This window comes from Pantoea sp. DY-15, assembly GCF_019795935.1.
Lineage (GTDB): Bacteria > Pseudomonadota > Gammaproteobacteria > Enterobacterales > Enterobacteriaceae > Pantoea > Pantoea leporis.
The window spans coordinates 370728-396548 of the sequence record NZ_JAIMIF010000004.1 but is presented as its reverse complement, the minus strand read 5'-3'; the positions used below and the strand labels follow the sequence as shown (position 1 = coordinate 396548).

Genomic DNA, 25821 nt, shown 5'->3' with positions numbered 1-25821 from the left:
TTTTTTTTTGTTTTTCCTGTATGCGTCAGCCCGCACCGTTACCTGTGGTAATGGTGGTGGTAATAATAATTGTGGTGTTCAGGCTGAGTTTACGCATTTAGATTTTTTTCTGTCTGTCTTTGTCTTGTCCGTCTGCCTTCCAGAAGTAAAGCAAAGCGCACGTTAAGTCAACGAATTTGTCTTAGCCGCGCCGTCCCTGGCGTTGCGCAGTGCTGCGCTTGCTGAGGCAAAAATTATCGCGATCGTTCAGGAGATGCGGCGGATTGCCGCATCAGTCACTAGCATCTCAGGATTTATCCGAGCAATTATCTATAAGTTTTTTTTCTACGTCGTGTAACAAACGATGCAGCATGGCGCTGTCACGCTGTTCCAGCAGGCCGATACGCTGATCGATCCAGTCCGCCATTTTAACGTCATCACTCACATCCAGCTTGACCAGTAACTGATGAAAGCGCTGGCGCAATGCCTGCAACTGCTGCTCATTCGCCACTTCTGCGGTCTCAGCCGCAATCTGATTGAGCGCCGACAGCTGATAGCAATACACCATCACCGCCTGACCGAGATTCAGCGACGGATAATCATTGGCCATCGGAATACCGGTTAATAGATCGACCTGCTCCAGCTCTTCATTGGTTAAGCCGCTGTCTTCACGGCCAAACACCAACGCGATGCGGCTCAGCCATTGGCGCTTCTCCTGCAGGATGTTTTCAACCTGGCTGGGCGTAGCGTAATAGCGGAATTTCGCGCGGCTACGTGCGGTGGTCGCTACGGAAAAATCGACATCCTTTAGCGCCTCGCTCAGCGTGGCGTAGGTTTTGACGTTATCGAGGATCTCACCGGCGCCGTGCGCCACTCGACGTGCTGCGGGATCTTGCCAGGCATCGCTGGCGACAATGCGCAGCTCGCTAAATCCCATGGTTTTCATAGCGCGAGCAGCCGCACCGATATTTTCCGGACGAGCGGGAGAGACAAGGATTAAGGGGAAATGCATGATTTTTCCATCGAACTGTTAACAACTCGCATTATGTTGGCATGCAGGAGAGAAAATACCAACTGCGGCTAGAGGAGAAAATAAGATGTTAACGATGTTAAAAGAGGGATAAATCCAGCTGTAGTGGAAATTAGCGGGCATAAGCAAAATTATCGGACCTATTGAATATAAAACCCTTTTCTTTCATATCATTGAAATATAATTTCCTGCGTGTTTTAGTTTTGGTTATATAAGGACGAAATGTAGCAAAAATGCTGCATTTTGTGAGCTAAACTAGCAATCCTGGAGAAGTTTTTCATAAAAGTGTTAACGTGCTACACTTGCATTTGATATAAGTCAACGAAGCGTTGTTTTTATGCTTATCGGTTGTTGTTGGTGCTGTTAGGTTGCTGTTAATACGGTTAGGATGAGCGCCTGTCCGAGATCCTCGGGGCGTGCGAATATCCATCCTGACTGGCTGAGCTAACACTGAAGTTGACGTAGATGGATGGTGTATTCCGAAGATTATTTCGTATACCGGTTGCAGCACATTAGCGTAACCGACGTACGCCCTGTTTTCGATTTGTTGGCAAATTTTAGGTAGCGAAACATGCAGACCCCGCACATTCTTATCGTTGAAGACGAACTGGTCACGCGTAACACCCTCAAAAGTATCTTTGAGGCAGAAGGTTACGTGGTCTATGAAGCCACCGACGGCGCCGAGATGCATCAGGTTTTGACGGACAATGACGTCAATCTGGTGATTATGGATATCAACCTGCCAGGTAAAAACGGTTTGCTGTTGGCGCGCGAATTGCGTGAGCAAGCAAACGTCGCGCTGATGTTCCTTACCGGCCGTGATAATGAAGTGGATAAAATCCTCGGTCTGGAAATCGGTGCCGATGATTACATCACCAAACCGTTCAACCCGCGTGAGTTGACGATTCGTGCACGCAATTTGCTGTCGCGCACCATGAATCTGGCGATGCCAAGTGAAGAACGCCGTACCGTTGAAAGCTATCGCTTCAACGGTTGGGAGCTGGATATCAACAGCCGCTCACTGATCAGTCCGAACGGCGACCAGTACAAGCTGCCGCGCAGTGAATTCCGCGCCATGCTGCACTTCTGTGAAAACCCTGGCAAAATCCAGACGCGTGGTGACTTGCTGAAGAAGATGACCGGCCGCGAGCTGAAGCCGCATGACCGTACCGTGGATGTCACCATCCGCCGCATCCGTAAGCATTTCGAATCCACGCCAGACACGCCAGAAATCATCGCCACCATTCACGGCGAAGGTTACCGCTTCTGCGGCGAACTGCAGGATTAAGCGTTGAAAGAAAAAACGCCCGTGAGGGCGTTTTTTTATGCCTGCATTAATGCCACGGCATAATCGGCACGGCGCTCAGCGCATTCTTCGGCGATCCATCCACCACCTTGTCGGAATAGCTTAGGTACACCAGCGCATGACGTTTCTGGTCAAAGAAGCGCACCACCTGCAGCTTCTTAAACACCAGTGATGTGCGTTTTTTGAACACCACTTCACCTTGCGCCTTGCCTTGTGCGATTTTCTCGCTAAGCTCTACCGGTCCCACCTGTTGACAGGAGATGGCCGCGTCGGACGTGTCTTCCGCCAAACCTAATCCCCCTTTAATACCGCCGGTTTTTGCCCGGCTGATATAACAGGTTACATTTTTTACGTCGGGGTCATCGAAGGCTTCTACCACGATCTTATGATCGGGGCCAAATATCTTGAATACCGTGTCAACTGAGCCGATCTCTTCGGCCTGAACGCCAGCACTGAATACATATGTTGCCAACGTGATTATAAGAATACGAGCTATTGTCATTGAGTTACCATTGCCAATCGAATAGATGAGAATGTAATGTACTGTCAATCGAACAGAGAACCAAACCTAAAAGGGTTTTAACCCGCTTTGACTTAGCACACTCGATTAGCAAACCGCCCCCACGCTTTTGTGCATTTCGTGCTATTATTCGACGACTTCATAGTTGCGCCACCAGAGAGTTATGAGGATGTTTTATGGACCAAGCCGGTATCATTCGCGATTTGCTTGTCTGGCTGGAGAGCCATCTGGATCAACCGCTTTCATTAGATAACGTTGCGCAGAAAGCAGGCTACTCCAAGTGGCATCTACAGCGGATGTTCAAGGAAGTAACCAGCCACGCGATTGGTGCGTACATTCGCGCGCGTCGGCTGTCGAAAGCCGCGGTGGCGCTTCGCCTGACCAGCCGCCCCATCCTCGACATAGCGTTACAATATCGCTTCGATTCGCAGCAGACCTTTACCCGTGCGTTTAAAAAGCAATTCAACCAAACGCCTGCCTGGTATCGTCGCTCATCGGAGTGGAACTCGTTTGGCATTCGCCCGCCAATTCGTCTCGACAATAACAGCATGCCGGAAGCGCAGTTTGTCACGCTGCCAGAAACGGTGCTGGTCGGCCAGACGCAGAGTTACTCCTGTACGCTGGAGCAGATTTCCAGCTATCGCGATGAGATGCGCCTGCATTTCTGGAAGCAGTTCCTGCTGGAAACCGACACGGTGCCGCCGGTGCTGTATGGCTTGCATCAGGTGCGCGCCAGCCATGAAAAAGATGATGAGCAGGAGATTCTCTACACCACTGCGGTGCCTGCCGATCAGCTGGCAAAAAGCATGCAGTCGAATCAGAGCGTGATTGTGGAAGCCGGTGATTACGTACAGTTCACCTACAACGGTGCGCGCAGCGCGCTGGGTGAATTTATCCTGCTGCTGTACGGCACTTGTATGCCAACGCTGGGATTAGTGCGTCGTCAGGGACAGGACATCGAGCGTTTCTACACGCACGGGGGTAAAAAACGTAGCGAGCCGCCAACGGAAATCCGCTGCGAATACCTGATTCCGATTCGCCAACAGAATAACTAATAAAAAATGCCGTCATCGCGACGGCATTTTTTTCTGCTTAGCGTTGAAGCTCGTCTAACGCAGGCGCATCCAGATGCGACACATCGCCCGCCGTCTCAACCACCCAACCGGCCGCCAGCCACGCGCTCTGCTGATGATCCACGCGCGAGATCGAGCAATTCCGCAGACGCAAACGACGCTCCGCATGCGCAGGCAAACCGAGAATGGTGCTAACCAGCACGCCCAACGCCATCCCGTGGCTGACAATCAGCGGACGGCTACCAGCAGGCAGCTCCAGCAGCGCATTCAGCGCTTCGTGCATCCGTGCCGCCATCTCCGCCATCGATTCGCCACCCGGAATACGGCCGGCGGTGGTGCCATCCACCAGCGTTTTCCGCCAGTTTTCCTCTTCTTCGGTTAAGCCATCGAGCGGACGTTGTTCCAGGCAGCCCATGTTGAGCTCGCGCAGACGCGCATCGAGCGTAACGGTGCAGCCACACGCATCGGCGATAATCTCTGCCGTACGCCGCGTCCGTCCCAAATCGCTAGCAATCACGTGGGTAATGCCCAGCGATTTCACCCGCTCGCCCACTTGCTGAGCTTGCAGCTCACCTTTTTCCGTTAACGGGCTGTCAGACTGCCCCTGAATGCGCCGAGCCGCATTCCATACCGTTTCACCGTGACGAACAAGATAGACCTGTAGCATGCTTAATTTCCGTTATACTGCGACAAATTTGCCTCGAGGGTTCAAACAATTATGTACCATGTTGTCGCAGCCACCATCAACCCGGCAAAAATTCGCGCGATTGCTCAGGCGTTCAACGACGTTTTCGGCGAAGGATCCTGCCACATCGAAGGGGTTGAGGTCGAGAGCGGCGTCGCAGCCCAGCCACTTAGTGATGTTGAAACGCGAACTGGCGCACGTCAGCGGGTTGAGAACGCGCGTCAAACGCGTCCACGGGCCGATTACTGGGTGGCGATCGAAGCGGGCATTGAAGGCGATTGCGCCTTTGCGTGGATGGTGGTTGAAAACGCGCAGCAGCGCGGAGAATCACGTTCGGCCAGCTTTACGCTGCCGCCGATTGTCGTGGCAGGCTTGGCTGCCGGGCATGAACTGGGTGATGAGATGGCACGCTTAACCGGCGTGGAGAATATCAAACACAAAGGTGGCGCGATTGGTGCCCTCACCCACGGCCTGCTTAGCCGCTCCAGCGTCTACCATCAGGCGTTGATTCTGGCGCTGTGTCCGTTCACCCATCCGCTCTACAGCCAGCGTTAACCGCGGCCGAGACGCGCTTCCAGCCAGCGTTTTAGCTCTGGCGGCGCCTCTTTCAGACTATTAGACCCGCGCGTAATGGTGGCGATGCCGACGCCCAACTCATTCTTCAGTTCACGCTGGCTCATATCGCCGTTCATCAGCTCTTCAATAATGCGCAAACGCGTCCCGTAGGATTCACGTTCATCCGGCGTCATCATCAGTTGTAATAACGGCAGCGCCACGCCATCGGCAAAGGCATTTTGCATCAGTTCGATAAATCGCAGCCAGTTATCTTCAACAGGCTGAGCCGATTCCGGCTGGGAAGAAAGGGGTTGGCTCATGAAGGGCTTCCGTACTCATTAACGAGTACGGAAGCATAGCACAGTCAATACTGGCGATTCCACTCACTGTCGGCGAGAATCTTGTCCGGTTTGCCCATGAAGTAACGGTAATAGGCATCGTAGGCCAGCACGTTTTTCACGTAGCCACGCGTTTCGGAGAACGGGATGGTTTCGATAAACGCCACCGCATCCAGATTACCACCGCTGGTTTTCTGCCAGCTGCGCACGCGTCCCGGACCGGCGTTATAGGCGGCCGAAGAGAAGATGCGGTTCTGACCAAACTGCTGATAGACATACTCCAGATACTGCGTACCGATCTGAATATTGGTCTGCGGATCCAGCAGCTGGCTGCTGTTCACATAGCCGGGAATGTTATACATCTTCACGGTATGCGTCGCCGTGGCGGGCATCACCTGCATCAATCCGCTGGCGCCCACCGGTGAACGCGCTTTCGGGTTCCACGCGCTCTCCTGCCGCGAAATCGCCATCGCGTAACTCTGTGGAATGCCTTTGTCGCTGGTGTATTGCTGATAGAGGTTTTGCCACGCCAGCGGGAAGCGCTCTTTCAGGCTATCCCACATTTTCGCGGTGATGGTGGCCTGCACGCTGAGATCCCACCAATCCTGCTCGTTGGCGTAACGCGCCAGCATCTGCTGCTGCGAACGGGTTTTGCTGGAGATCAGATTGGCCCATTCACTGCGCGCCAGGTTATCCAGCCCCCAATACATCAGCTCGCGCACGCGTGCCATTTCCGCACCTTGCGTCACGCTGCTGTCGGCGGCCGGAGCCTTATCGACCTGCAACGGATACTCCACGCCCAAGCGCTGCGCCGCGACCATCGGATAGAAGCCGCGCGCCTGCATCAGCTTACGCAGAATATCGTTGGCTTCCTCTTTGCGGCCCTGCGAAATCAGCAAATCCGCCTGCCAGTATTGCCACTCATCTTTCTCTTTGGCTTCCACCGGCAAACGCGCGATCCAGGTATTGAGACCACGACGATCGTTCTGGCTCAGCGCCAAACGTACGCGACGCTCCACCAGCGCGGTAGATTCGCTGTTCATTACTACCGCATCACGCCAACGCGCCTGCTCGCTGGTGAGATCCGCGCCCATCATGCGCCACACCACGGTCTCTTTCAGATCCTGCTCATCGGCCTGGCTCATCTTCTGCGCCTGCACCAGCTGCGGGATCATCATGCGCGCGTTATCCATATCTTCACGCGCCACGCGGGCGAAGGCATAGCTGGTCGCCATGCGGGTGAAATCGGTTGGCCCCATGCTGCTGGCAAAAGTAGTAACGGTTTGCGGATTCTGCTGCAGCGCAATCAGCCCGCTGGCGGTGGTTTGATAATCCGCCGGCAGCATTTTCGCCAGATAATTCACCAGGCTGTCGTTACCGGCTTTCATCGCCAGACGAATGCGCTCGAGAATAGTGATCGGCGAGAGTTGCCCGCTGGCTTGCCACACCGAGAACAGCTTGTCGCAGTCGTTCGGTAACGCGGTGCCGCGCAGCCAAATCTCTTTCGCACCGGCAAACGCCGCCTGCTGCTGGCCGGTCGCCCACTTGGCGTAATACCAGTTACAGCGCGCCTGCACCGGTTTCGGTTCATCCGGGCTGAAGCTGAGCACGCCCTGCCAATCCTGACGGTTCGCCAGCACATTCACAAAGCGCGTTGAGAGCGAGCGCGCCGGTGGTAGCGTGGGATATTGTTGAATAAAGTTCTTCACCGCCAGCGGCGTCTCTTGATCGAGATCCTGCGCCAGCAGGCGATATTGCAGATACGGGTAGAGCGGATAATCCTGCAGCGTCGGCATCAGCTGCGTCACCTGGTCCATCTGTTTGTTATCCCAGGCTTGCTTGATTTGCGCATAGCGCTGTCGCTGCTGATCCAGCGAATCGGCCCATACGCTGCTGGCCGTGCTGACCAGACAGATCCCTAGCATCCAGTAACGCCACTTCTCCATTACGCTCTCCTCTCAGTGCTGCGATCCAGCTCATGCCAGACTTCCTTCATGCTAACCAGGCCAACCGTCTCTTGCCATGTTCTTCACAAAATTTACGCTCGCGCACCGCCATTGCGCAGCGTTTGCGCCGCCGTTGTGCAATTTATCATCAGAAAAACTTATTACACATCAATTAACTACGCGGTTTCATCGGCTTACAAAAATGGCACGCGCTTTGCTCTGTTGAATTCCATCTTGTATACCAGTTGGAATTCACTCATGGCATCGACCTTTGGCTTTACGCTCCAGGATTGGCAACGCAGTTACCAACAGGATCCACAACAAATTACCGCCTTGCTGGCGGCCCATCTCGACGCCATCGACGCGCAGGATAACGCCTGGCTCTATCTCGCCACGCCCGCGCAGCTGCAGGCACAGATCGAACCGCTGCTGGCGAGCTATCAGCGCAACCCGGCGGCGCTGCCGCTGTTTGGCGTACCGTTTGCGGTAAAAGATAATATTGATGTCGCTGGCTGGCCGACCAGCGCCGCCTGCCCGGCTTTCACCTACACCGCCACCGCCGATGCCTTTGTCGTCGCGCAGCTCAAAGCAGCTGGCGCGGTGGTGATTGGCAAAACCAACCTCGACCAATACGCCACCGGCTTAGTCGGCACGCGTTCGCCGTTTGGTGCCGTGAGCAACACCTTCAATCCTGATTACGTCAGCGGCGGCTCGAGCTCCGGTTCTGCATCGGTGCTGGCACGCGGTCTGGTGGGCTTCTCGCTCGGCACCGACACCGCCGGTTCGGGCCGCGTGCCCGCCGGTTTCAACAACATCGTCGGCCTCAAGCCGACCAAAGGCTGGTTCTCTGCCAGCGGCGTGGTGCCGGCTTGCCGCCTCAATGACACCATTTCGGTGTTCGCGTTAACCGTCGAAGATGCCTTCGCGGTGGCTACCGCAGCGGGCGGCTATGACGCGGGCGATGCCTATTCGCGCAGCAATCCGCACACCGCGCCAGCCAGCTTCAAAGCGCAGCCCGATTTCGCCATTCCCGCCACGCCTGAATTCTTCGGCGACAAGCAAGCCGAAGCGGCCTGGCTGGCGGCGCTGGAGCAATTGCAGGCCGGTGGCGCAACGCTGCATCCGATCGATTTTTCCCTGTTCCATCAACTCGCCGAACAGCTCTATTACGGCCCGTGGGTCGCCGAGCGCACCGTGGCGGTGGGCGAGATGATCAACCGCCCGGAAGAGATGGATCCGGTGGTGTACGGCATCGTCAGCAGCGGCCTGAAATACACCGCAGTCGAAGCCTATCAGGCGGAATACCTGCGCGCCGAACTGACGCGCCAGATTCAGCAAACGCTGGCGCAGTTCGATGCGCTGGTGGTGCCCACCTCGCCAACCATCCATACGCTGGACGAAATGCAGCAGGAGCCGGTGCATTACAACTCGCAGTTCGGCACCTACACCAACTTCACCAACCTCGCCGATCTCAGCGCGCTGGCGCTGCCTGCGCCGTTCCGTGCCGATGGATTGCCTGCCGGCATCACGCTGATCGCGCCTGCCTGGCACGATCGCGCGCTGACTGGTTTTGGCCTGCGCTGGCAGCAGCAGATGGCGCTGCCGCTCGGTGCCACTGGCAAAGCAGCGCCCGCACAATCATACGCGCTGCCGATTTCAACCGATCACGTCCGCGTGGCGGTGGTGGGTGCGCATCTCACCGGCATGCCGCTCAACTTCCAGCTCACCACGCGCCAGGCGGTGCTGGTTGAGGAGACGCAAACCGCCAGCAATTACCGTCTGTTCGCTCTGCTCGATGGCCCGATTAAGAAGCCGGGCCTGCTGCGTGGCGAGAGCGGTGCGGCGATCACCGTGGAACTGTGGGATATCCCGCTAGCGCGCTTTGGCGAGTTCGTGGCGGAAATCCCGGCCCCGCTCGGCATTGGCTCGCTGACGCTGGCCGACGGACGCATCGTGAAAGGCTTTATCTGTGAACCGGCAGTGCTGTCGCAGGCGCTGGAAATTACCGAATTTGGCGGCTGGCGCAACTGGCTGGCCTCTCTGGGGAGTAAATAAGCATGTTCAGCACCGTTCTGATTGCTAACCGTGGCGAAATCGCCTGCCGCGCCATTCGCACCTTAAAACGCCTCGGCGTGAAAAGCGTCGCCGTCTATTCCGATGCCGATCGCAACGCGCGCCACGTCAAAGAAGCTGACGTCGCCATCGCCCTTGGCGGTGACAAAGCCAGCGACAGCTATTTACGCATCGATAAAATCCTCGCCGCTGCACAGGAAACCGGCGCAGAAGCCATCTGGCCGGGCTACGGTTTCTTGTCAGAAAGCCTGCCGTTTGCCGACGCCTGTGAAAAAGCCGGCATCGCCTTTGTCGGCCCCACCGCGCAGCAGATTGGCGAGTTTGGCCTGAAACACCGCGCGCGTGAGTTAGCCGCCAGCGCGGGCGTGCCGATGACGCCGGGCACGCCGCTGCTGAGTTCACTGGACGAAGCCTTAAGCGCCGCCGACACCATCGGTTATCCGGTGATGCTGAAGAGCACTGCAGGCGGCGGCGGTATTGGCCTGACGCGCTGCGCCGATGCCGATGCGCTGCGCAATGCGTGGGAGAGCGTGCGCCGTCTTGGCGAGCAGTTCTTCAGCGATGCGGGCGTGTTTTTAGAACGCTGCATTGACCGCGCGCGCCACGTTGAAGTACAGATTTTTGGCGACGGCAGCGGCAAAGTGATCGCGCTTGGCGAACGCGACTGTTCGCTGCAGCGCCGCAACCAGAAAGTGGTGGAAGAGACGCCGGCCCCGAATCTGCCGCAGGCAACGCGTGAAGCGCTACTCTCTTCTGCGGTGCGCCTCGGCGAGCTGGTGAATTATCGCAGCGCAGGTACGGTGGAATACATCTACGACGCCGAACAAGATGCCTTCTACTTCCTCGAAGTGAACACTCGCCTGCAGGTTGAACATCCGGTCACCGAATGCGTCACCGGCCTCGATCTGGTTGAGTGCATGCTGAAAGTGGCGTCTGGCGACGCCCTCGACTGGGCGCGCCTGCAGCAAGCGCCCGCTGGCGCATCGATTGAAGTGCGTATCTACGCCGAAGATCCGCTGAAAAACTTCCAGCCAAGCCCCGGCGTGCTGACCCACGTCAGTTTCCCGGACGATGTGCGCGTCGATGGCTGGATCGCTACCGGCACCGAAGTCTCGGCGTTTTACGATCCGATGGTCGCCAAACTGATCGTGCATGCCGACACGCGCGCAGCGGCGCTGACGAAGATGCAGCAGGCGCTCGACGCCACGCAACTGCACGGCATCGCCAGCAATCTCGATTATCTGCGCCAGATCGTCGCCACCGACGCCTTCCGCAGCGGCAACGTGTGGACGCGCTTCCTCGATAGCTTCACACCAGCCGCCAGCGTGATTGAAGTGCTGCAACCCGGCACCTTCAGCAGCATTCAGGATTTTCCTGGCCGCCTCGGTTATTGGGATATCGGCGTGCCACCGTCCGGCCCAATGGACGATTTCGCCTTCCGCCTCGCCAACCGCATTGTTGGCAACCACGACAGCGCCGCCGGACTGGAATTCACGCTGCAAGGCCCCACGCTGCGCTTCCACAGCGATGCCGTTATCGCCCTGACCGGCGCTGATTGCCCAGCCGACATCGATGGCGAAAACATCGCCTACTGGCAGCCCGTCGGCGTCAAAGCGGGACAAACCCTGACGCTGGGCCGCGCGCAGAGCGGCTGCCGCACCTACTTAGCGGTGCGCAACGGGTTCGACGTGCCGGAATATCTCGGCAGCCGATCCACCTTCTCGCTCGGCCAGTTTGGCGGCCACGCCGGACGCACTCTGCGCGTCGCCGATATGCTGCCAATTTCTCAGCCGCAGCTCGCTGCCTGCACCACGCCCGCGCCGGTCAGCGCCCCGCAGGCGCTCGATCATGCGCTGGTGCCGCACTACGGCACTGAATGGCGCATCGGCGTGCTGTATGGACCGCACGGCGCACCGGATTTCTTCACTCAGGCGGCGATTGATGAGTTCTTTGCCAGCGACTGGCAGGTGCACTACAACTCCAACCGCCTCGGCGTGCGTTTGGTTGGCCCGAAACCGACATGGACGCGCGCCAACGGCGGCGAAGCCGGCCTGCATCCGTCCAACGTGCATGACTGCGAATACGCCATCGGCGCGGTGAACTTCACCGGCGACTTCCCGGTGATCCTGACGCACGACGGCCCTAGCCTCGGCGGCTTCGTCTGCCCGGTGACCATCGCCAAAGCCGAACTGTGGAAAGTCGGCCAGGTGAAACCGGGCGATAAAATTCGCTTCCACCCAATCAGCGCCGACGAAGCGGTGGCGCTGGAAAAAGCCCAGGCGCACAGCGTGGCCACGCTGCGCAGCAGCCACGCGCCGGCCTTTGCGGTGCCCTCTTTAGCAGCCAGCGCTATCGGTTCCGCCACCTTGCTGGCGGCGCTCGCCGCCACGGCAACCACGCCAGCGGCGGTTTATCGCCAGGCTGGCGACAAATATGTGCTGATTGAGTACGGCGATAACGTGCTGGATCTGGCGCTGCGTCTGCGCGTGCATCTGCTGATGAATGCGCTGCGTGAACGCGCGGTGCCGGGCGTAGAAGAGCTGTCGCCGGGCGTGCGCTCTCTGCAGGTGCGCTACGACAGCCTGATTCTCAGCCAGAAACAGCTGATGCAGCTGCTGCTGGAACTGGAAGCCGGGCTCGGCGATGTCAGCCAGCTGAAAGTGCCGTCGCGCATTGTCTGGATGCCGATGGCCTTCGAAGACAGCGCCACACTCGGCGCGGTCGAACGTTATCAGGAAACTGTGCGTGCCAGCGCGCCGTGGCTGCCAAATAACGTCGATTTTATCCAGCGTATTAATGGCCTGGCGAGCCGCGAAGCGGTGCGCGACACCCTTTTTGATGCCAGCTACCTGATTCTCGGCCTCGGCGATGTCTATCTCGGCGCGCCGTGCGCGGTACCGATCGATCCACGCCATCGCCTGCTGAGCTCCAAATACAGCCCGGCGCGCACCTTTACCGCCGAAGGTACGGTTGGCATTGGCGGCATGTACATGTGCATCTACGGCATGGATTCACCTGGCGGCTATCAGCTGGTGGGCCGCACGCTGCCAATCTGGAACAAATTCCTGAAAAACGATCAGTTCGCGGCCGACGAGCCGTGGCTGCTGCACTTCTTCGATCAGGTGCGCTTCTATCCGGTAACGGAAGATGAGCTGACGCAGCTGCGCGATGACTTCCGCGAAGGCCGCGCCACGGTGCGCATCGAAGAAACGGTCTTCGACTTCGCCGCCCATCATCAATTCCTCGCCGAAAACGCCGCGTCGATCAGCGATTTCCGCCAGCGTCAGTCTGCCGCCTTTGAACAGGAAGTGACGCGGTGGGCGCAGGAAGAGCAGAACGCGCCGCTCACCAGCGAGGAAACCTTGGTGGTGGCCGAAGCCGATGACGATGCGCTGGCAGTGTGCGCCGATATGAACGGCAACATCTGGAAAGTGCTGGTGCAGCCAGGCGACGCGGTGGAAGCCGGTCAAACGCTGATCATCGTGGAAGCGATGAAAATGGAACTGGCGATTGTCGCGCCGCAGGCTGGCACGGTGAAACGCATTGCCTGCCTGGCAGGACGTCCGGTGAGTCCGGGCGATGCCCTGCTGTGGCTGGAATAAGGAGTCGGCATGAACACGAGCCCTCGTAGCAAAGGTCGTCCGGAAGCGCTGGCCGAGAAGGTTTATCAGGCGCTGAAACAGGACATTTTTGAGTTCCGACTGATGCCGGGCGATCGTTTTAGCGAAAACGAAATCGCCGATCGGCTGGAAGTGAGCCGCACGCCGGTGCGTCAGGCGCTGTTCTGGCTGGAGCGCGAGGGCTACGTCGAAGTGTGGTTCCGCAGCGGCTGGCAGGTGAAGCCGTTTGACTTTGAATATTTCGAAGAGCTGTACGACTTTCGCACCGTGCTGGAGTGCGAAGCGGTGCGCCGCTTGTGCGCACTGCCCGCACCGCAGTGCATCGACATGCTCACCGCGCTGAAAAGCTTCTGGATGGATGCACCGCCGCTGGCCGATGGCAAAGCGGTTTCGGCGCAGGATGAAGCCTTTCACATGGCGCTGGTGGCCGCCGCTGGCAATCAGGAGATGGCGCGCATCCACGCCGAACTGACCGAAAAAATCCGCATCATTCGCCGTCTCGATTTTACCCGAGACGACCGAATGGAGGCGACATACCGCGAGCACGCTCAGATTTTACGGGCGATTTTCCAGCAACAAACCGAGGAGGCGCAGCGCATTTTAACCGACCACATTGCCGTCAGTAAGGCAGAGGTCAGAAAGATCACATTGCATATGTTACAGCAGGCTCGACTTCAACCCATTGAATAACAATACAAACATCTTGAGGTTTTACTGATGAAAAGACGTTCGTTGCTCAAGGCTTTCGCGCTCTCTGCCTCTGTGGCCAGCATGGGCTTTGCCTTTGCGGCGCAGGCTGCTGACACCATCAAGGTGGGCATTATGTCCTCCCTCTCCGGCACCATGGCGATCTCCGAAACGCCGCTGAAGGATGTGGCGCTGATGACTATCGATGAGATCAACGCCAAAGGCGGCGTGCTGGGCAAAAAGCTGGAACCGGTGGTGGTCGATCCGGCCTCCAACTGGCCGCTTTTCGCTGAGAAAGCGCGCCAGCTGCTGACCCAAGACAAAGTGGCGGCGGTGTTTGGCTGCTGGACTTCGGTATCGCGTAAATCGGTGCTACCGGTGTTTGAGGAGCTGAACGGCCTGCTGTTCTATCCGGTGCAGTACGAAGGCGAAGAGATGTCGCCGAACGTGTTCTACACCGGCGCCGCGCCGAACCAACAGGCGATTCCGGCGGTGGAATACCTGATGAGTGAAGATGGCGGCAGCGCGAAACGCTTCTTCCTGCTGGGCACCGACTACGTCTATCCGCGCACCACCAACAAGATACTGCGCGCCTTCCTGCACACCAAAGGGGTACAGGATAAAGACATCGAAGAGGTCTATACGCCGTTTGGTTACAGCGATTATCAGACCATCGTCTCCAACATTAAGAAGTTCTCTGCCGGTGGCAAAACCGCGGTGATCTCCACCATCAACGGCGACTCCAACGTGCCGTTCTACAAAGAGCTGGCCAATCAGGGCATCAAAGCCACGGATATCCCGGTGATCGCCTTCTCCGTCGGCGAGGAAGAGTTGCGCGGCATTGATACCAAACCGCTGGTCGGTCAGCTAGCGGCGTGGAACTACTTCGAGTCGGTGGATAACCCAACTAACCAGAAGTTCGTCGCGGATTACCGCGCCTACGCTAAGGCGCACAACCTGCCGAACGCCAACACCGTGGTGACGAATGACCCGATGGAAGCGACCTACGTTGGCCTGCACATGTGGGCGCAGGCGGTAGAGAAAGCGGGCACCACCGATGTGGATAAAGTGCGCGCGGCGATGGCGGGACAGACCTTTAAAGCCCCGGACGGTTTCACCCTGACCATGGATAAAACCAACCATCACCTGCATAAGCCAGTGATGATTGGTGAAGTGGAAGAGAACGGTCAGTTCAACGTGGTGTGGCAGACCGAGCAACCGGTACGCGCCCAGCCGTGGAGCCCGTACATCGCGGGTAACGATAAGAAGCCGGACCATCCGGTGAAATCAACGCAGTAGGGGTTGTGCTGGCTGTCCCCCATCCCGGCCTTCCCCCATAAATGGGGGAAGGAGACGCTGCCACATGCATGTTCATTGCTGGCATTGGGCAACGTCTTCCTCCCCCATTTATGGGGGAGGACCGAGGAGGGGGACAGCCACACCAATCCAAACCAAAACAACTTCTCACCATCAGGGCCAGAACCATGACAATCCGCCGTTATCTCTGCTGTCTGCTGTTACTGCTGCCCTGGCTCGCCCAGGCGGGCGATGGCGCAGACTTCGCGGCCGCCAGCCGCGCGCAACAAGCCACGCTGCTCCAGCAGTGGGCCGCCGCACCGCAGGCCAGTCGCTTGCCGCTGCTGCAGGCGCTGCGCAATGAAACCGTGGTCATCGACCAAAAACAGCAGCCGTTCAGCAAACAAGGCGAAGCGTTGCAGCCGCTCGACAGCGCGCAACAGCCCGACGGCGACACCAAAAAGCTGTTCATGAACAACCGCCTGCGCGTATTGATCGCCAGCGCCCTCGCCGCCCATCAGCTGGTGAGCGATGATGCCGCGATCCGTTTACGTGCCGCACAACAACTGCAAAATGATGGCGTCGCCGACATGCTGCCGCTGATTGAGCAGCGTCTGACGCTGGAAAAAGACGCGAAAGTGCACGACGTACTGCTGATGGCAGCGGCCAACCTGCAACTCGCCAGCCCGGATGCGGCGCTGCGCCTGAAGGCTGTCAAACTGCTCGGCGAATCCAGCGATCCCAACATGCAGGCCAGCCTCACGCGCTTAACCCAGTCCAGCAATGAACCCGATGCCAGCGTGCGTGATATCGCCGCCGCCAGCCTGAAGCAGATTAAACAGCGCCTGATGTGGGGCGATCTGCTCGGTCAGGCGTTTACCGGCCTGTCGCTCGGTTCGATTCTGCTGCTGGCCGCGCTCGGTCTGGCGATCACCTACGGCCTGCTGGGCGTAATCAACATGGCGCACGGCGAAATGCTGATGCTGGGTGCCTACGCCACCTGGTTTGTGCAAAGCCTGTTCCAGCAGTTCGCACCGCAGTGGCTGGCCTGGTATCCGCTGCTGGCGCTGCCGGTGGCCTTTCTGGTCACCGCCTGCATGGGCATGCTGCTGGAGCGCACCATCATCCGCCATCTGTACGGACGTCCGCTGGAAACGCTGCTCGCCACCTGGGGTATCAGCCTGATGCTGATTCAACTGGTGCGCATGCTGTTTGGCGCGCAGAACCTGGAAGTGGCTAACCCAGGCTGGCTCTCCGGCGGGCTGCAGCTGTTACCGAATCTGGTGCTGCCGTACAACCGTATCGCGGTGATCCTGTTTGTGTTTGCCGTGCTGGGCCTCACCTGGCTGCTGCTGAATAAAACCCGTCTCGGCCTGAGCGTGCGCGCCGTGACGCAAAACCGCGCAATGGCCGACTGCTGCGGCGTGCCGACCGGACGTATCGATATGCTGGCGTTTGGCCTCGGTTCTGGCATCGCCGGACTCGGCGGCGTGGCGCTGTCGCAGCTCGGCAACGTCGGGCCGGAGCTCGGTCAGGGCTACATCATCGACTCCTTCCTCGTGGTGGTGCTGGGTGGCGTCGGCCAACTGGCGGGCACCGTGGTCGCGGCCTTTGGTCTTGGCATTCTTAACAAAGTGCTGGAGCCGCAGATTGGCGCGGTGCTGGGAAAAATCCTTATCCTCGTGCTGATCGTGCTGTTTATCCAGAAACGTCCGCAGGGCCTGTTTGCCTTCAAAGGGAGGGTGATTGACTGATGAGCCAGCCAATGACGTTAACTATTGCGCGCAAAGCGCCACGCCTGACGCTCAGCCTCGGCGTGGTGATCGCTGTGCTGCTGCTGGCGCTGCCGTTCTGCGCCCTGCTGCCCGCCACCCATCTGCTGGCGATCTCCACCTACACGCTAACGCTGGTCGGCAAGATTCTCTGTTACGCCGTGGTCGCAGTGGCGCTCGATTTGGTGTGGGGTTACGCCGGGCTGCTGTCGCTCGGTCACGGCCTGTTCTTCGCGCTTGGTGGCTATGCGATGGGCATGTATTTGATGCGTCAGGCCTCTGGCGATGGCCTGCCCGCGTTTATGTCCTTCCTTTCGTGGAGTGAGCTGCCGTGGTTCTGGGCGGGCACGCAACATTTTGCCTGGGCGCTGTGCCTGATCATGCTGGTGCCGGGTTTGCTGGCGCTGGTGTTTGGCTTCTTCGCCTTTCGCTCGAAAATCAAAGGCGTTTACTTCTCAATCATGACGCAGGCGCTGACCTACGCTGGCATGCTGCTGTTTTTCCGCAACGAAACTGGCTTCGGCGGTAATAACGGCTTTACCGGCTTCACCACATTGCTCGGCTTTAACGTCACCGCTACCGGCACGCGTATTGGACTGTTTGTCGCCACGGTGCTGCTGCTGCTGGTCAGCCTCGGCATTGGCTTCGCGCTGGCACGCAGCAAGTTTGGCCGCGTGTTGACCGCGGTGCGCGATGCGGAGAACCGCCTGATGTTCATCGGATACGATCCCAAAGGCTTCAAGCTGTTTGTCTGGACGCTGTCGGCGGTGCTGTGCGGGCTGGCGGGCGCGCTCTACGTGCCGCAGGTTGGCATTATCAACCCCAGCGAAATGTCGCCAACCAACTCGATTGAAGCGGCGATATGGGTGGCGCTGGGCGGACGCGGCACGCTGATTGGTCCGCTGCTTGGTGCCGCCATCGTTAACGGAGCCAAAAGCTGGTTCACCGTCGCCTTCCCGGAATATTGGCTGTTTTTCCTTGGCCTGATGTTTATCCTGGTCACGCTGTTCCTGCCGCGTGGCGTGATTGGCCTGCTGCGCCGGAGGCGTGATGACTGAACAACTGTTTACCCAACCTCATCCCTCGGATCGCTATCGTGAACAAAGCGATCCGGTATTGCAGCTGGAGAAGATCAACGTCTCGTTCGACGGCTTTCGCGCGCTCACCGATCTCTCACTGAAGATCGGCGTGGGCGAACTACGCTGTGTGATCGGCCCCAACGGCGCGGGAAAAACCACGCTGATGGATGTGATCACCGGTAAAACCCGGCCGGATAATGGCCAGGTGATCTACGACCAGGATACCGATCTCAGCAAAATGTCGCCGGTGGAGATCGCGCGCGCCGGTATTGGGCGCAAGTTCCAGAAACCCACGGTATTCGAAGCGCTGACGGTGTTTGAGAACCTGGAAATCGCGCTGAAAAACGACAAATCAGTGTGGGCCAGCCTGCGCGCGCGGTTAAACAGCGAGCAGCAGGATCGCATTGATGAGGTGCTAAAACTGTTGCGATTGGGCGGCGAGCGTCAGCGCAAAGCCGGTTTGCTGTCGCACGGTCAGAAGCAGTTTCTGGAAATCGGCATGCTGCTGGTACAGGACCCGCATCTGCTGCTGCTGGATGAACCGGCAGCCGGCATGACCGATGCCGAAACCGAGTACACCGCTGAGCTGTTTCGCAGCCTCGCCGGGAAGCATTCGCTGATGGTGGTCGAGCACGACATGGGCTTTGTTGAAACCATTGCCGATCACGTCACCGTGCTGCATCAGGGCCAGGTTTTGGCCGAGGGATCGTTACGCGAAGTGCAGGCGGACGATCGGGTTATCGACGTTTATCTGGGGCGTTAACATGCTGCAAGTCGCGGAACTGAATCAATATTACGGCGGCAGCCACATTCTGCGCGGCCTGTCGTTTGAAGCGAAGCCGGGTGAAATTACCTGCCTGCTGGGACGTAACGGCGTGGGTAAAACCACGTTGCTGAAATGTTTGATGGGGCTGATTCCGGCTAAATCCGGCGAAATTCGCTGGCAGGATAATGTGATCAACAGCCGCAAGCCGCATCAGCGCGTGCAGGCCGGTATCGCTTATGTGCCGCAGGGGCGCGAAATCTTCCCGCGTCTGACGGTGGAAGAGAATCTGCTGATGGGGCTGGCGCGTTTTTCTGGCGCACAGGCCAAAGCGGTGCCGGAGGAGATCTATCAACTGTTTCCGGTGCTGCGTGAGATGAAAGCGCGCCGCGGCGGCGACCTGTCGGGCGGACAACAGCAGCAATTAGCGATTGGCCGCGCCCTCGCCTGTTCACCAAAGCTGTTGATCCTCGATGAGCCAACCGAAGGGATCCAGCCGTCGGTGATCAAGGAGATCGGGGCGGTGATCCGCCAGCTGGCGCAGCGCGGTGATATGGCGATCCTGCTCGTCGAGCAGTTTTATGATTTCGCCGCCGAACTGGCCGACAGCTATTTGGTGATGTCACGCGGCGAGATCGTGCAGCGCGGCGCCGGATCCGCCATGGAAGCCGAGGGCGTACGCGGATTAGTGGCGATTTAGTTGCACCATTTCTTCGTAGGGTGTGCAGTTATGCGCAGCTGGAAACCAGGTCGCCATAAATGACGACCCTATAAAATCCCGGTCTCAACGCTGAAGTGACGCTGCTCGCCGGGAGCCAGCTCAATCAGCGTGCCGGCGCGCTGTGCGGCTTTGAAACCCTCCGGGCGGCAGGTTGACGGCAGCACATAGGCGGCGACCTGCTGATCGCGGTTATGCAGCATCCAGCGCGTGGCGTGCGGGAATTGCTGGCTGGAGAAGCGCGTCATCAGGGCAAACCCTTGCGGTGAGTGCAGCTCGAACTGCATCTCATCACCGTACTGCTGGAGATCGTCGGCGAAAAACACGATCTCCGGATCGCACATCTGCGGCTGATCCAGCTGCTGAAACGCCTGCGGATCGCGCGCCAGTTGATCGGTATATGCGCGCCACTGCGGGGTAGGTTTGACGTGCGCCGGGATCGAACTGCGCAGCTGGAACGCATCGGTCGGAATTGACTGCTGGAAACGCCCTCGATCCAGCCAGGCGCTGTTCAAATGACACATATACTGCAGCGGCATCGGCGCGCCTGCCAGGTTAGTGACGTTCATCTCAATGTGCAGGCGCGCAGCATTGGCCTCAAGGCGCACCGCCGGTGCGGCAAGATAGTGATGGCCAAAGCCCTTCACATATTCGGTTTCGCCCTCCAGCGACAGGCGATCGTCCTCCAGCACCATCCATGCGCTGTCCATGCGCGCGCAGGCCATTTCGCCATGCAGCGGATGATCGTCATCCTCTGCCGGACAGCCGTTGGCCAGCAGCCCGGAGTGGAAAGCGAAACAGCCGTAGGTATCAATGATCGAACTGCCGGGCAGCGGCTGCTTAAAGCTGTGGCTCATGGTCAGCGAATGGCCGTCAAAGTTAGCGTCCCACACCATCTGACCGTAAAACGGCAGTACGATCACCGTGCCGCGTGGATTGCTGATGCGTACCGCTTCCACGCCTGCGGGATAGCGAAACAGCTCGACGTGGAACGTCTCGTTGCGCAGCAGCGTGGCTGGCGTTTCATGAAAATGCTCACGACGTAACGGTAAACGGGTTTTCATGGCATCTCCTCAACTAAACGACCGGCTGCTTCTGCCTGTTTTTTATGACGCAGCTCGCCCCAGAAGAAGTAACCCACCCAAGCGAAGCACAGCAGCGAAACGCCGAACGCCAGCTGCATCGATCCCAGATGATCGGAGACGAAGCCCTGAATCGCAGGAATAAAGGCAGCACCGACAATCGACATCACGATAAACGCGCCCGCCACTTCGGTGTATTTGTTATCGACGGTCGCCAGCGTTCCAGCGTAGATCGTCGCCCAGCACGGACCAAACAGCGCACTGACCAGGATGGCGGCATACACGGCGGTAAAGTTCGGCACAAACATCACATACGCCAGCGCCAGAACACCCAGCAGCGAGTAGGCAATCAACACTTTTTCCGCACGGAAGCGCGTCATCAGGACGTTGGCGATAAATTTACCGATAAAGAAGCCGATGAAGCTGTAAATCATAAAGTTAGAGGCATGGCGCTCATTGACCGCGCCGAGCGTCAGCGCCAGACGAATTGTGAACGACCATACCGCCACCTGCATGCCGACATACAAGAACTGCGCCAGAATCCCGCGTTTGAAGTGACGATTCGCCGCCAGATAGCGGAAAGTCTCGCCGAGCGACGGTAAAGATTTTTCACTGCTTTCCGGTTTGCAGCGCGGATAGCGGGTGAACAGAAACAGCAGCATCACTACCACCAGCACCATCACCAGATATTTGTAGGGTTCCAGCGTATGCTCCAGCATGGTGAGACGGAACGCATGCGCCTGTTCCGCATTCATGCCGGCCAGCTGACTTTCCAGACTGTCGCCCTCCTGAAACACCAGATATTTGCCCAGCACGATGCCCATCAGTGCGCCCACCGGATAGAAGGTCTGGCTGATATTCAGGCGCAGCGTGGCGTGATCGCGATGACCAATCATCGAGCTGTAGGTGTTGGCGGCGGTTTCGAGGAAGCTCAAACCGATGGCGATGGCGAAAATCGCCGCCAGGAACATGGTGTAGGTTGCCATGTGCGACGCGGGATAGAACAGCACGCAGCCCACGATATACAGCGCCAGTCCCAATAAAATCGCCAGTTTATAGGTGGCTTTGCGGATCACCAGCGAGGCCGGAATAGCGATCAGGAAGTAGCCGCCATAGAACGCGCTCTGCACCAGCGCGCTGGCGAAATCGCTTAACGCGAACACGCTTTTGAACTGGGTGATCAGGATGTCGTTCAGACTCGCCGCACAGCCCCACAACGGGAACAGGCACGAGAGCAAAATGAACTGGAACAGCGGCGTTTTATTCAGATAGCCATCAGATTGCTGAACAATGTTCGGTTGCATAACTCGACCTCAGTGAACGTTGAGAAAACGCTGGAAGGTTTCCGCGTCGGGATAGGAGCGCTGCGTGCCGCGACCGGTCACGCTGCAGGCGGCATAAGCCGAGGCTTGCGCCATCGCGGCCGGGATATCGCCGCTTTTCACCAACTCGTGGGCGAAGCAGCCGATAAAGGCATCGCCCGCGCCGCTGGTATCCACCGCTTTTACCGCGGTGGGGGCAACCTGATGCACGCTGTCGCCAGACATCCACAGCGAACCGCGCCCGCCCAGCGTGATGATCAGGTTTTTCAGCCCGCGTTTGAGCAGCGATTGCCCCGCCAGCTTCACCTCTTCATCCGTGGTGACCGGCATGCCGGTGAGGATCTCCAGCTCGGTTTCATTCGGCATGAAAAAGTCGCATTTGCAGGCGTAGTCGATATTGAGATCCGCCACCGCCGGTGCCGGATTGAGGATCACTTTGATGTCATGCTGACGGGCAAAATCAATGGCGTAATAAACGGTCTCCAGCGGGATCTCCAGCTGCAGGATGATCAACTGGCAGCTTTTCAACGCGTCAGCGGCGGCATCGATATCGGCTGGCTTCAACTGTTGGTTGGCACCTTTGATAATCAGAATGCGGTTCTGCGACTGATCGTCGACGAAGATAGGTGCCACGCCGCTGGAGGTGCCTGGCGCGGTGGTGACGAAGCGGGTATCAACGCCTTGCTGCTGCAGATTGGCCACGGTATTCGGCGCGAACAGATCGTCGCCGACTTTACTCACCATCATCACGCTGCCGCCCATCTTCGCTGCTGCCACAGCCTGATTGGCACCTTTACCCCCGCAGCCGATGGCAAAATCGGGTGCTTCCAGCGTTTCGCCCGCTTTAGGCAGCTGATTGGTATAGGTAATGAGGTCCACCATATTTGACCCAATAACCGCAATATCCATTGTTTTCTCCCGGTGAATTTTTAACTTTATAATGTTATTAAAATAACAATATCAGGTTAATAAAGTTAATTGTGTGATAAATTTCACACCTCGACATCCTGATAAAAAGCCGATAAACAGCCATTAATTGGTAGAAATGAATGTTATTATTCTAACAATGGAACAACATTGAGAATCAGAGCGAAGCGGCTTGAGAGCAACACGTTGGCGGCATTGCATGAGGTTTGCGGGCCGATCTCATTACAGGTAAGATTGAAAACTGGCCTGCTGGATACGTCGCAAATCATTAAAATATGTGAGATTTATCGTGATTTTTGACCAGGCCACTTCGACTTCAGGATTAATTACGCAGAGATGATCATGGAAACCCGGCGCGACGAACGTATTCACAAGTTGGCTCAGGCGCTGAAACGCACCGATAAACTGCATCTGAAAGACGCGGCGCAGCTGCTCGGCGTGTCGGAAATGACCATCCGTCGCGATCTCACCGAACCGGCTTCAACGGTGGTGCTATTGGGCGGCTATATCGTCAGCGACCCGAAAAGCCACGCCGGACACTATTTCATCTCTGATCAGCACGGACAGAACGCCGCACGCAAACAGCGCCTGGCGCAGGCTGCCGCGGACCTGATCAGTGAAAATGACACGGTATTTTTTGATTGCGGCACCACGCTGCCGTACATCGTGGATGCGATCCCCGACACCTTGCCGTTCACCGCCATCTGCTGCGCGATGAACACTTTCCTGGCGTTGAAAGAGAAACCGGCCTGCAACGTGATCCTGAGCGGCGGCGAGTTCCACGCCGATAACGCGCTGTTCACGCCGATTGGCGCGCATTCGATCCTCGACGATCTCTGCCCGACGCTGGCCTTTATTTCGGCGGCAGGCATCGATCAGGAACAGGGCGCAACCTGTTACAACATCAATGAGCTGGCGATGAAGCACCACGCGATGCTGCGCGCACGTCAGCGCGTGCTGGTGGCGGACAGCAGTAAATTTGGCAAAGTGCTGCCCGCGCGTATCGGTGAATTGCGCCGTTTTGATTTGCTGGTCAGCGATAGCGCACCCGAACCGGCGCTGAAGAGCTGGCTGGCACAACAGAATATTCCGCTGCGATTGCCTAAAGCTTAGAATTCCTCTGTTTCTATTACCGGGAAACAAAACCAGACCCTAAATACTTCGTGTTGCAGGAAGGCGGCAAGTGGGTTCATCCCCAGGAGCATACATTAGTATGTGACTGGGGTGGACACACGCAGCCAACGCACCTGCAGCGCGAAGTATGACGGGTATGAATAAAGGGTGAAAACAGCTAAACTTCTGTACCTAAAGTTCATAACTCACAGACCAAAAGGCTCAATACAACGTGGCTCAATTCGTCTATAGCATGCATCGCGTCGGCAAGGTCGTTCCGCCGAAGCGTCACATCCTGAAGAATATTTCTCTTAGCTTCTTCCCTGGAGCAAAAATCGGTGTACTCGGCCTGAACGGCTCGGGTAAATCGACGCTGCTGCGCATCATGGCCGGTATCGATACCGATATCGAAGGGGAAGCACGCCCGCAGCCGGGCATCAATGTGGGTTATCTGCCGCAGGAACCGCAGCTGAACCCGGAGCACACCGTGCGTGAATCCGTTGAAGAAGCGGTTTCAGAAGTAGTTGGCGCGCTGAAGCGCCTCGACGAAGTGTATGCGCTGTATGCCGATCCCGATGCGGATTTCGACAAGCTGGCCGCTGAACAGGGCCGTCTGGAAGAAGTGATCCAGGCGCACGATGGTCACAACCTCGATACCCAGCTGAACCGTGCGGCCGATGCGATGCGTCTGCCTGACTGGGATGCCAAAATCGCTACCCTCTCCGGTGGTGAGCGCCGCCGCGTTGCGCTGTGCCGTCTGCTGCTGGAAAAGCCAGACATGCTGCTGCTCGACGAACCGACCAACCACCTGGATGCCGAATCCGTGGCGTGGCTCGAGCGCTTCCTGCACGACTTCGAAGGCACCGTTGTGGCGATCACGCATGACCGTTACTTCCTGGATAACGTGGCTGGCTGGATTCTGGAACTGGACCGCGGTGAAGGTATTCCGTGGGAAGGTAACTACTCTTCCTGGCTGGAGCAAAAAGATCAGCGTCTGGCGCAGGAAGCTTCTTCTGAAGCGGCGCGTCGCAAATCTATCGAGAAAGAGCTGGAGTGGGTGCGTCAAGGCGCGAAAGGCCGTCAGTCGAAGGGCAAAGCCCGTCTGGCACGCTTTGAAGAGTTGAACAACACCGATTACCAGAAGCGTAACGAAACCAACGAACTCTTCATTCCACCTGGCGCACGCCTCGGCGACAAAGTGCTGGAAGTGACCAACCTGAAGAAATCGTATGGCGATCGCGTGCTGATCGACGATTTGACCTTCTCTGTACCGAAAGGCGCAATTGTTGGCATCATCGGTCCGAACGGCGCGGGTAAATCTACGCTGTTCCGCATGATGTCAGGTCAGGAGCAACCGGATTCCGGCACCATCGAGCTGGGCGAAACCGTCAAGCTGGCGTCAGTTGATCAGTTCCGTGACGCGATGGACAATTCCAAAACCGTGTTTGAAGAAGTGTCTGGCGGTCAGGACATTATGCGCGTTGGCAACACCGAGATGCCAAGCCGTGCTTACGTCGGTCGCTTCAACTTTAAAGGCACCGATCAGGGCAAACGCGTGGGCGAGTTGTCAGGTGGTGAGCGCGGTCGTCTGCACCTTGCCAAGCTGCTGCAAGTCGGCGGTAACCTGCTGCTGCTCGATGAACCTACCAACGACCTCGACATCGAAACTCTGCGCGCGCTGGAAAACGCCCTGCTGGAATTCCCAGGCTGTGCCATGGTGATCTCGCATGACCGTTGGTTCCTGGACCGTATCGCCACCCACATCATCGATTATCAGGATGAAGGCAAGGTGGAGTTCTTCGAAGGTAACTTTACCGAGTACGAAGAGTACAAGAAACGCACCCTCGGCGCCGACGCGCTCGAGCCGAAGCGTATCAAGTACAAGCGTATGACGAAGTAAGTCTGTTGCTGTGAAAAAGGCGCCATTAGGCGCCTTT

The 25821-nt window shown here is 57.7% G+C and carries 22 protein-coding genes and 1 other annotated feature (1 of these 23 cut by a window edge); of the genes, 13 read left to right on the top strand and 9 right to left on the bottom strand.

The genetic code is table 11. The annotated features are described in order from the left end of the window. Positions 1–90, bottom strand: a sequence feature (Thr leader region); it reaches 33 nt to the left of the window's first position. Both thrL and K5Y32_RS16965 read right to left on the bottom strand, forming a co-directional pair. After that, a complete protein-coding gene (gene thrL, locus K5Y32_RS25060; protein ID WP_071531027.1) occupies positions 26–97 on the bottom strand; it encodes a thr operon leader peptide in 72 nt (23 codons plus the stop codon). Its footprint overlaps the feature before it by 65 nt. Before the next feature lie 189 nt (positions 98–286). Continuing rightward, positions 287–991 (bottom strand): tRNA/rRNA methyltransferase, encoded by a 705-nt coding sequence (locus K5Y32_RS16965; RefSeq protein WP_101762160.1) that lies wholly within the window; start codon positions 989–991, stop codon positions 287–289. A gap of 589 nt (positions 992–1580) precedes the next feature. On the opposite strand from K5Y32_RS16965, the gene arcA reads away from it, so the two are divergent. Beyond that, complete coding sequence (arcA, locus tag K5Y32_RS16960) at positions 1581–2297, top strand: two-component system response regulator ArcA (protein ID WP_137385127.1); 717 nt, start codon at positions 1581–1583, stop codon at positions 2295–2297. Between the two features lie 46 nt (positions 2298–2343). On the opposite strand, the gene creA is transcribed toward arcA, so the two are convergent. Beyond that, positions 2344–2817, bottom strand: coding sequence for a protein CreA (gene creA / locus K5Y32_RS16955; RefSeq protein WP_101762161.1), 474 nt, complete (start codon positions 2815–2817; stop codon positions 2344–2346). Positions 2818–3011: 194 nt separating this feature from the next. Between creA and robA the strand changes: the two genes are divergently transcribed. Further along, positions 3012–3890 carry an MDR efflux pump AcrAB transcriptional activator RobA gene (gene robA / locus K5Y32_RS16950; protein WP_110867499.1) on the top strand — a complete coding sequence of 293 codons (879 nt, stop codon included), beginning with the start codon at positions 3012–3014 and terminating at the stop codon, positions 3888–3890. Positions 3891–3927: 37 nt separating this feature from the next. Here robA and gpmB read toward each other — a convergent pair whose 3' ends face one another. Further along, on the bottom strand, positions 3928–4575 hold the full coding sequence (gene gpmB, locus K5Y32_RS16945) for a 2,3-diphosphoglycerate-dependent phosphoglycerate mutase GpmB (protein WP_222185240.1): 648 nt from the start codon (positions 4573–4575) through the stop codon (positions 3928–3930). Positions 4576–4626: 51 nt separating this feature from the next. Here gpmB and yjjX point away from each other — a divergent pair, with 51 nt between their 5' ends. Next, positions 4627–5148 (top strand): inosine/xanthosine triphosphatase, encoded by a 522-nt coding sequence (gene yjjX, locus K5Y32_RS16940; protein ID WP_217549141.1) that lies wholly within the window; start codon positions 4627–4629, stop codon positions 5146–5148. On the opposite strand, the gene trpR is transcribed toward yjjX, so the two are convergent. Next, positions 5145–5468 (bottom strand): trp operon repressor, encoded by a 324-nt coding sequence (gene trpR / locus K5Y32_RS16935; protein ID WP_101762165.1) that lies wholly within the window; start codon positions 5466–5468, stop codon positions 5145–5147. The two genes, yjjX and trpR, sit on opposite strands and share 4 nt — an antisense overlap. Positions 5469–5512: 44 nt before the next feature. Next, positions 5513–7432 (bottom strand): murein transglycosylase, encoded by a 1920-nt coding sequence (sltY, locus tag K5Y32_RS16930; RefSeq protein ID WP_222185238.1) that lies wholly within the window; start codon positions 7430–7432, stop codon positions 5513–5515. Between the two features lie 258 nt (positions 7433–7690). On the opposite strand from sltY, the gene atzF reads away from it, so the two are divergent. The 8 genes from atzF to urtE all read left to right on the top strand — a co-directional run bounded on the left by atzF (position 7691) and on the right by urtE (position 19422). Beyond that, a complete protein-coding gene (gene atzF / locus K5Y32_RS16925) occupies positions 7691–9487 on the top strand; it encodes an allophanate hydrolase (RefSeq protein ID WP_222185237.1) in 1797 nt (598 codons plus the stop codon). A gap of 2 nt (positions 9488–9489) precedes the next feature. Beyond that, the gene (gene uca / locus K5Y32_RS16920; protein WP_222185235.1) at positions 9490–13107 is read left to right on the top strand and encodes an urea carboxylase; all 3618 of its coding nucleotides are present in this window, start codon (positions 9490–9492) and stop codon (positions 13105–13107) included. Positions 13108–13116: 9 nt separating this feature from the next. Then, on the top strand, positions 13117–13815 hold the full coding sequence (locus K5Y32_RS16915) for a GntR family transcriptional regulator (RefSeq protein WP_192412422.1): 699 nt from the start codon (positions 13117–13119) through the stop codon (positions 13813–13815). A 27-nt stretch (positions 13816–13842) separates the two neighbouring features. Beyond that, complete coding sequence (gene urtA, locus K5Y32_RS16910) at positions 13843–15111, top strand: urea ABC transporter substrate-binding protein (protein WP_110867492.1); 1269 nt, start codon at positions 13843–13845, stop codon at positions 15109–15111. Positions 15112–15296: 185 nt separating this feature from the next. After that, positions 15297–16862: an urea ABC transporter permease subunit UrtB gene (gene urtB / locus K5Y32_RS16905; RefSeq protein ID WP_222185233.1), complete on the top strand. Its 1566-nt coding sequence runs from the start codon at positions 15297–15299 to the stop codon at positions 16860–16862. Next, on the top strand, positions 16862–17938 hold the full coding sequence (gene urtC, locus K5Y32_RS16900; protein ID WP_222185231.1) for an urea ABC transporter permease subunit UrtC: 1077 nt from the start codon (positions 16862–16864) through the stop codon (positions 17936–17938). Before urtB ends, urtC begins: the two co-directional genes overlap by 1 nt. After that, entirely contained in the window at positions 17931–18722 is a 792-nt protein-coding gene (gene urtD, locus K5Y32_RS16895; RefSeq protein WP_101762173.1) for an urea ABC transporter ATP-binding protein UrtD, read from the top strand. The genes urtC and urtD overlap by 8 nt, the downstream gene beginning before the upstream one ends. A 1-nt stretch (position 18723) precedes the next feature. Continuing rightward, positions 18724–19422 (top strand): urea ABC transporter ATP-binding subunit UrtE, encoded by a 699-nt coding sequence (gene urtE, locus K5Y32_RS16890; protein ID WP_101762174.1) that lies wholly within the window; start codon positions 18724–18726, stop codon positions 19420–19422. 68 nt (positions 19423–19490) lie between these two features. On the opposite strand, the gene K5Y32_RS16885 is transcribed toward urtE, so the two are convergent. The 3 genes from K5Y32_RS16885 to rbsK are packed head-to-tail and all read right to left on the bottom strand — an operon-like array spanning position 19491 to position 22753. Next, positions 19491–20504, bottom strand: a complete 1014-nt coding sequence (locus K5Y32_RS16885; protein WP_222185229.1) for an aldose 1-epimerase family protein — start codon at positions 20502–20504, stop codon at positions 19491–19493. Beyond that, positions 20501–21826, bottom strand: a complete 1326-nt coding sequence (fucP, locus tag K5Y32_RS16880; RefSeq protein ID WP_101762178.1) for an L-fucose:H+ symporter permease — start codon at positions 21824–21826, stop codon at positions 20501–20503. Before fucP ends, K5Y32_RS16885 begins: the two co-directional genes overlap by 4 nt. A gap of 9 nt (positions 21827–21835) precedes the next feature. Next, positions 21836–22753 (bottom strand): ribokinase, encoded by a 918-nt coding sequence (gene rbsK, locus K5Y32_RS16875; RefSeq protein ID WP_222185227.1) that lies wholly within the window; start codon positions 22751–22753, stop codon positions 21836–21838. A 360-nt stretch (positions 22754–23113) separates the two neighbouring features. On the opposite strand from rbsK, the gene deoR reads away from it, so the two are divergent. Together deoR and ettA are read left to right on the top strand one after the other, a co-directional pair. Continuing rightward, entirely contained in the window at positions 23114–23884 is a 771-nt protein-coding gene (gene deoR / locus K5Y32_RS16870) for a DNA-binding transcriptional repressor DeoR (protein WP_101762370.1), read from the top strand. A 232-nt stretch (positions 23885–24116) separates the two neighbouring features. After that, positions 24117–25784: an energy-dependent translational throttle protein EttA gene (gene ettA / locus K5Y32_RS16865; protein WP_008101764.1), complete on the top strand. Its 1668-nt coding sequence runs from the start codon at positions 24117–24119 to the stop codon at positions 25782–25784. The last annotated feature ends 37 nt before the right edge of the window (positions 25785–25821 follow it).

Coding starts and splice junctions, on each gene's coding strand:
- K5Y32_RS16965 (WP_101762160.1), bottom strand. CDS start 991: ATGCATTTCCCCTTAATCCTTGTCTCTCCCGCTCGTCCGGAAAATATC.
- arcA (WP_137385127.1), top strand. CDS start 1,581: ATGCAGACCCCGCACATTCTTATCGTTGAAGACGAACTGGTCACGCGT.
- creA (WP_101762161.1), bottom strand. CDS start 2,817: ATGACAATAGCTCGTATTCTTATAATCACGTTGGCAACATATGTATTC.
- robA (WP_110867499.1), top strand. CDS start 3,012: ATGGACCAAGCCGGTATCATTCGCGATTTGCTTGTCTGGCTGGAGAGC.
- gpmB (WP_222185240.1), bottom strand. CDS start 4,575: ATGCTACAGGTCTATCTTGTTCGTCACGGTGAAACGGTATGGAATGCG.
- yjjX (WP_217549141.1), top strand. CDS start 4,627: ATGTACCATGTTGTCGCAGCCACCATCAACCCGGCAAAAATTCGCGCG.
- trpR (WP_101762165.1), bottom strand. CDS start 5,468: ATGAGCCAACCCCTTTCTTCCCAGCCGGAATCGGCTCAGCCTGTTGAA.
- sltY (WP_222185238.1), bottom strand. CDS start 7,432: ATGGAGAAGTGGCGTTACTGGATGCTAGGGATCTGTCTGGTCAGCACG.
- atzF (WP_222185237.1), top strand. CDS start 7,691: ATGGCATCGACCTTTGGCTTTACGCTCCAGGATTGGCAACGCAGTTAC.
- uca (WP_222185235.1), top strand. CDS start 9,490: ATGTTCAGCACCGTTCTGATTGCTAACCGTGGCGAAATCGCCTGCCGC.
- K5Y32_RS16915 (WP_192412422.1), top strand. CDS start 13,117: ATGAACACGAGCCCTCGTAGCAAAGGTCGTCCGGAAGCGCTGGCCGAG.
- urtA (WP_110867492.1), top strand. CDS start 13,843: ATGAAAAGACGTTCGTTGCTCAAGGCTTTCGCGCTCTCTGCCTCTGTG.
- urtB (WP_222185233.1), top strand. CDS start 15,297: ATGACAATCCGCCGTTATCTCTGCTGTCTGCTGTTACTGCTGCCCTGG.
- urtC (WP_222185231.1), top strand. CDS start 16,862: ATGAGCCAGCCAATGACGTTAACTATTGCGCGCAAAGCGCCACGCCTG.
- urtD (WP_101762173.1), top strand. CDS start 17,931: ATGACTGAACAACTGTTTACCCAACCTCATCCCTCGGATCGCTATCGT.
- urtE (WP_101762174.1), top strand. CDS start 18,724: ATGCTGCAAGTCGCGGAACTGAATCAATATTACGGCGGCAGCCACATT.
- K5Y32_RS16885 (WP_222185229.1), bottom strand. CDS start 20,504: ATGAAAACCCGTTTACCGTTACGTCGTGAGCATTTTCATGAAACGCCA.
- fucP (WP_101762178.1), bottom strand. CDS start 21,826: ATGCAACCGAACATTGTTCAGCAATCTGATGGCTATCTGAATAAAACG.
- rbsK (WP_222185227.1), bottom strand. CDS start 22,753: ATGGATATTGCGGTTATTGGGTCAAATATGGTGGACCTCATTACCTAT.
- deoR (WP_101762370.1), top strand. CDS start 23,114: ATGGAAACCCGGCGCGACGAACGTATTCACAAGTTGGCTCAGGCGCTG.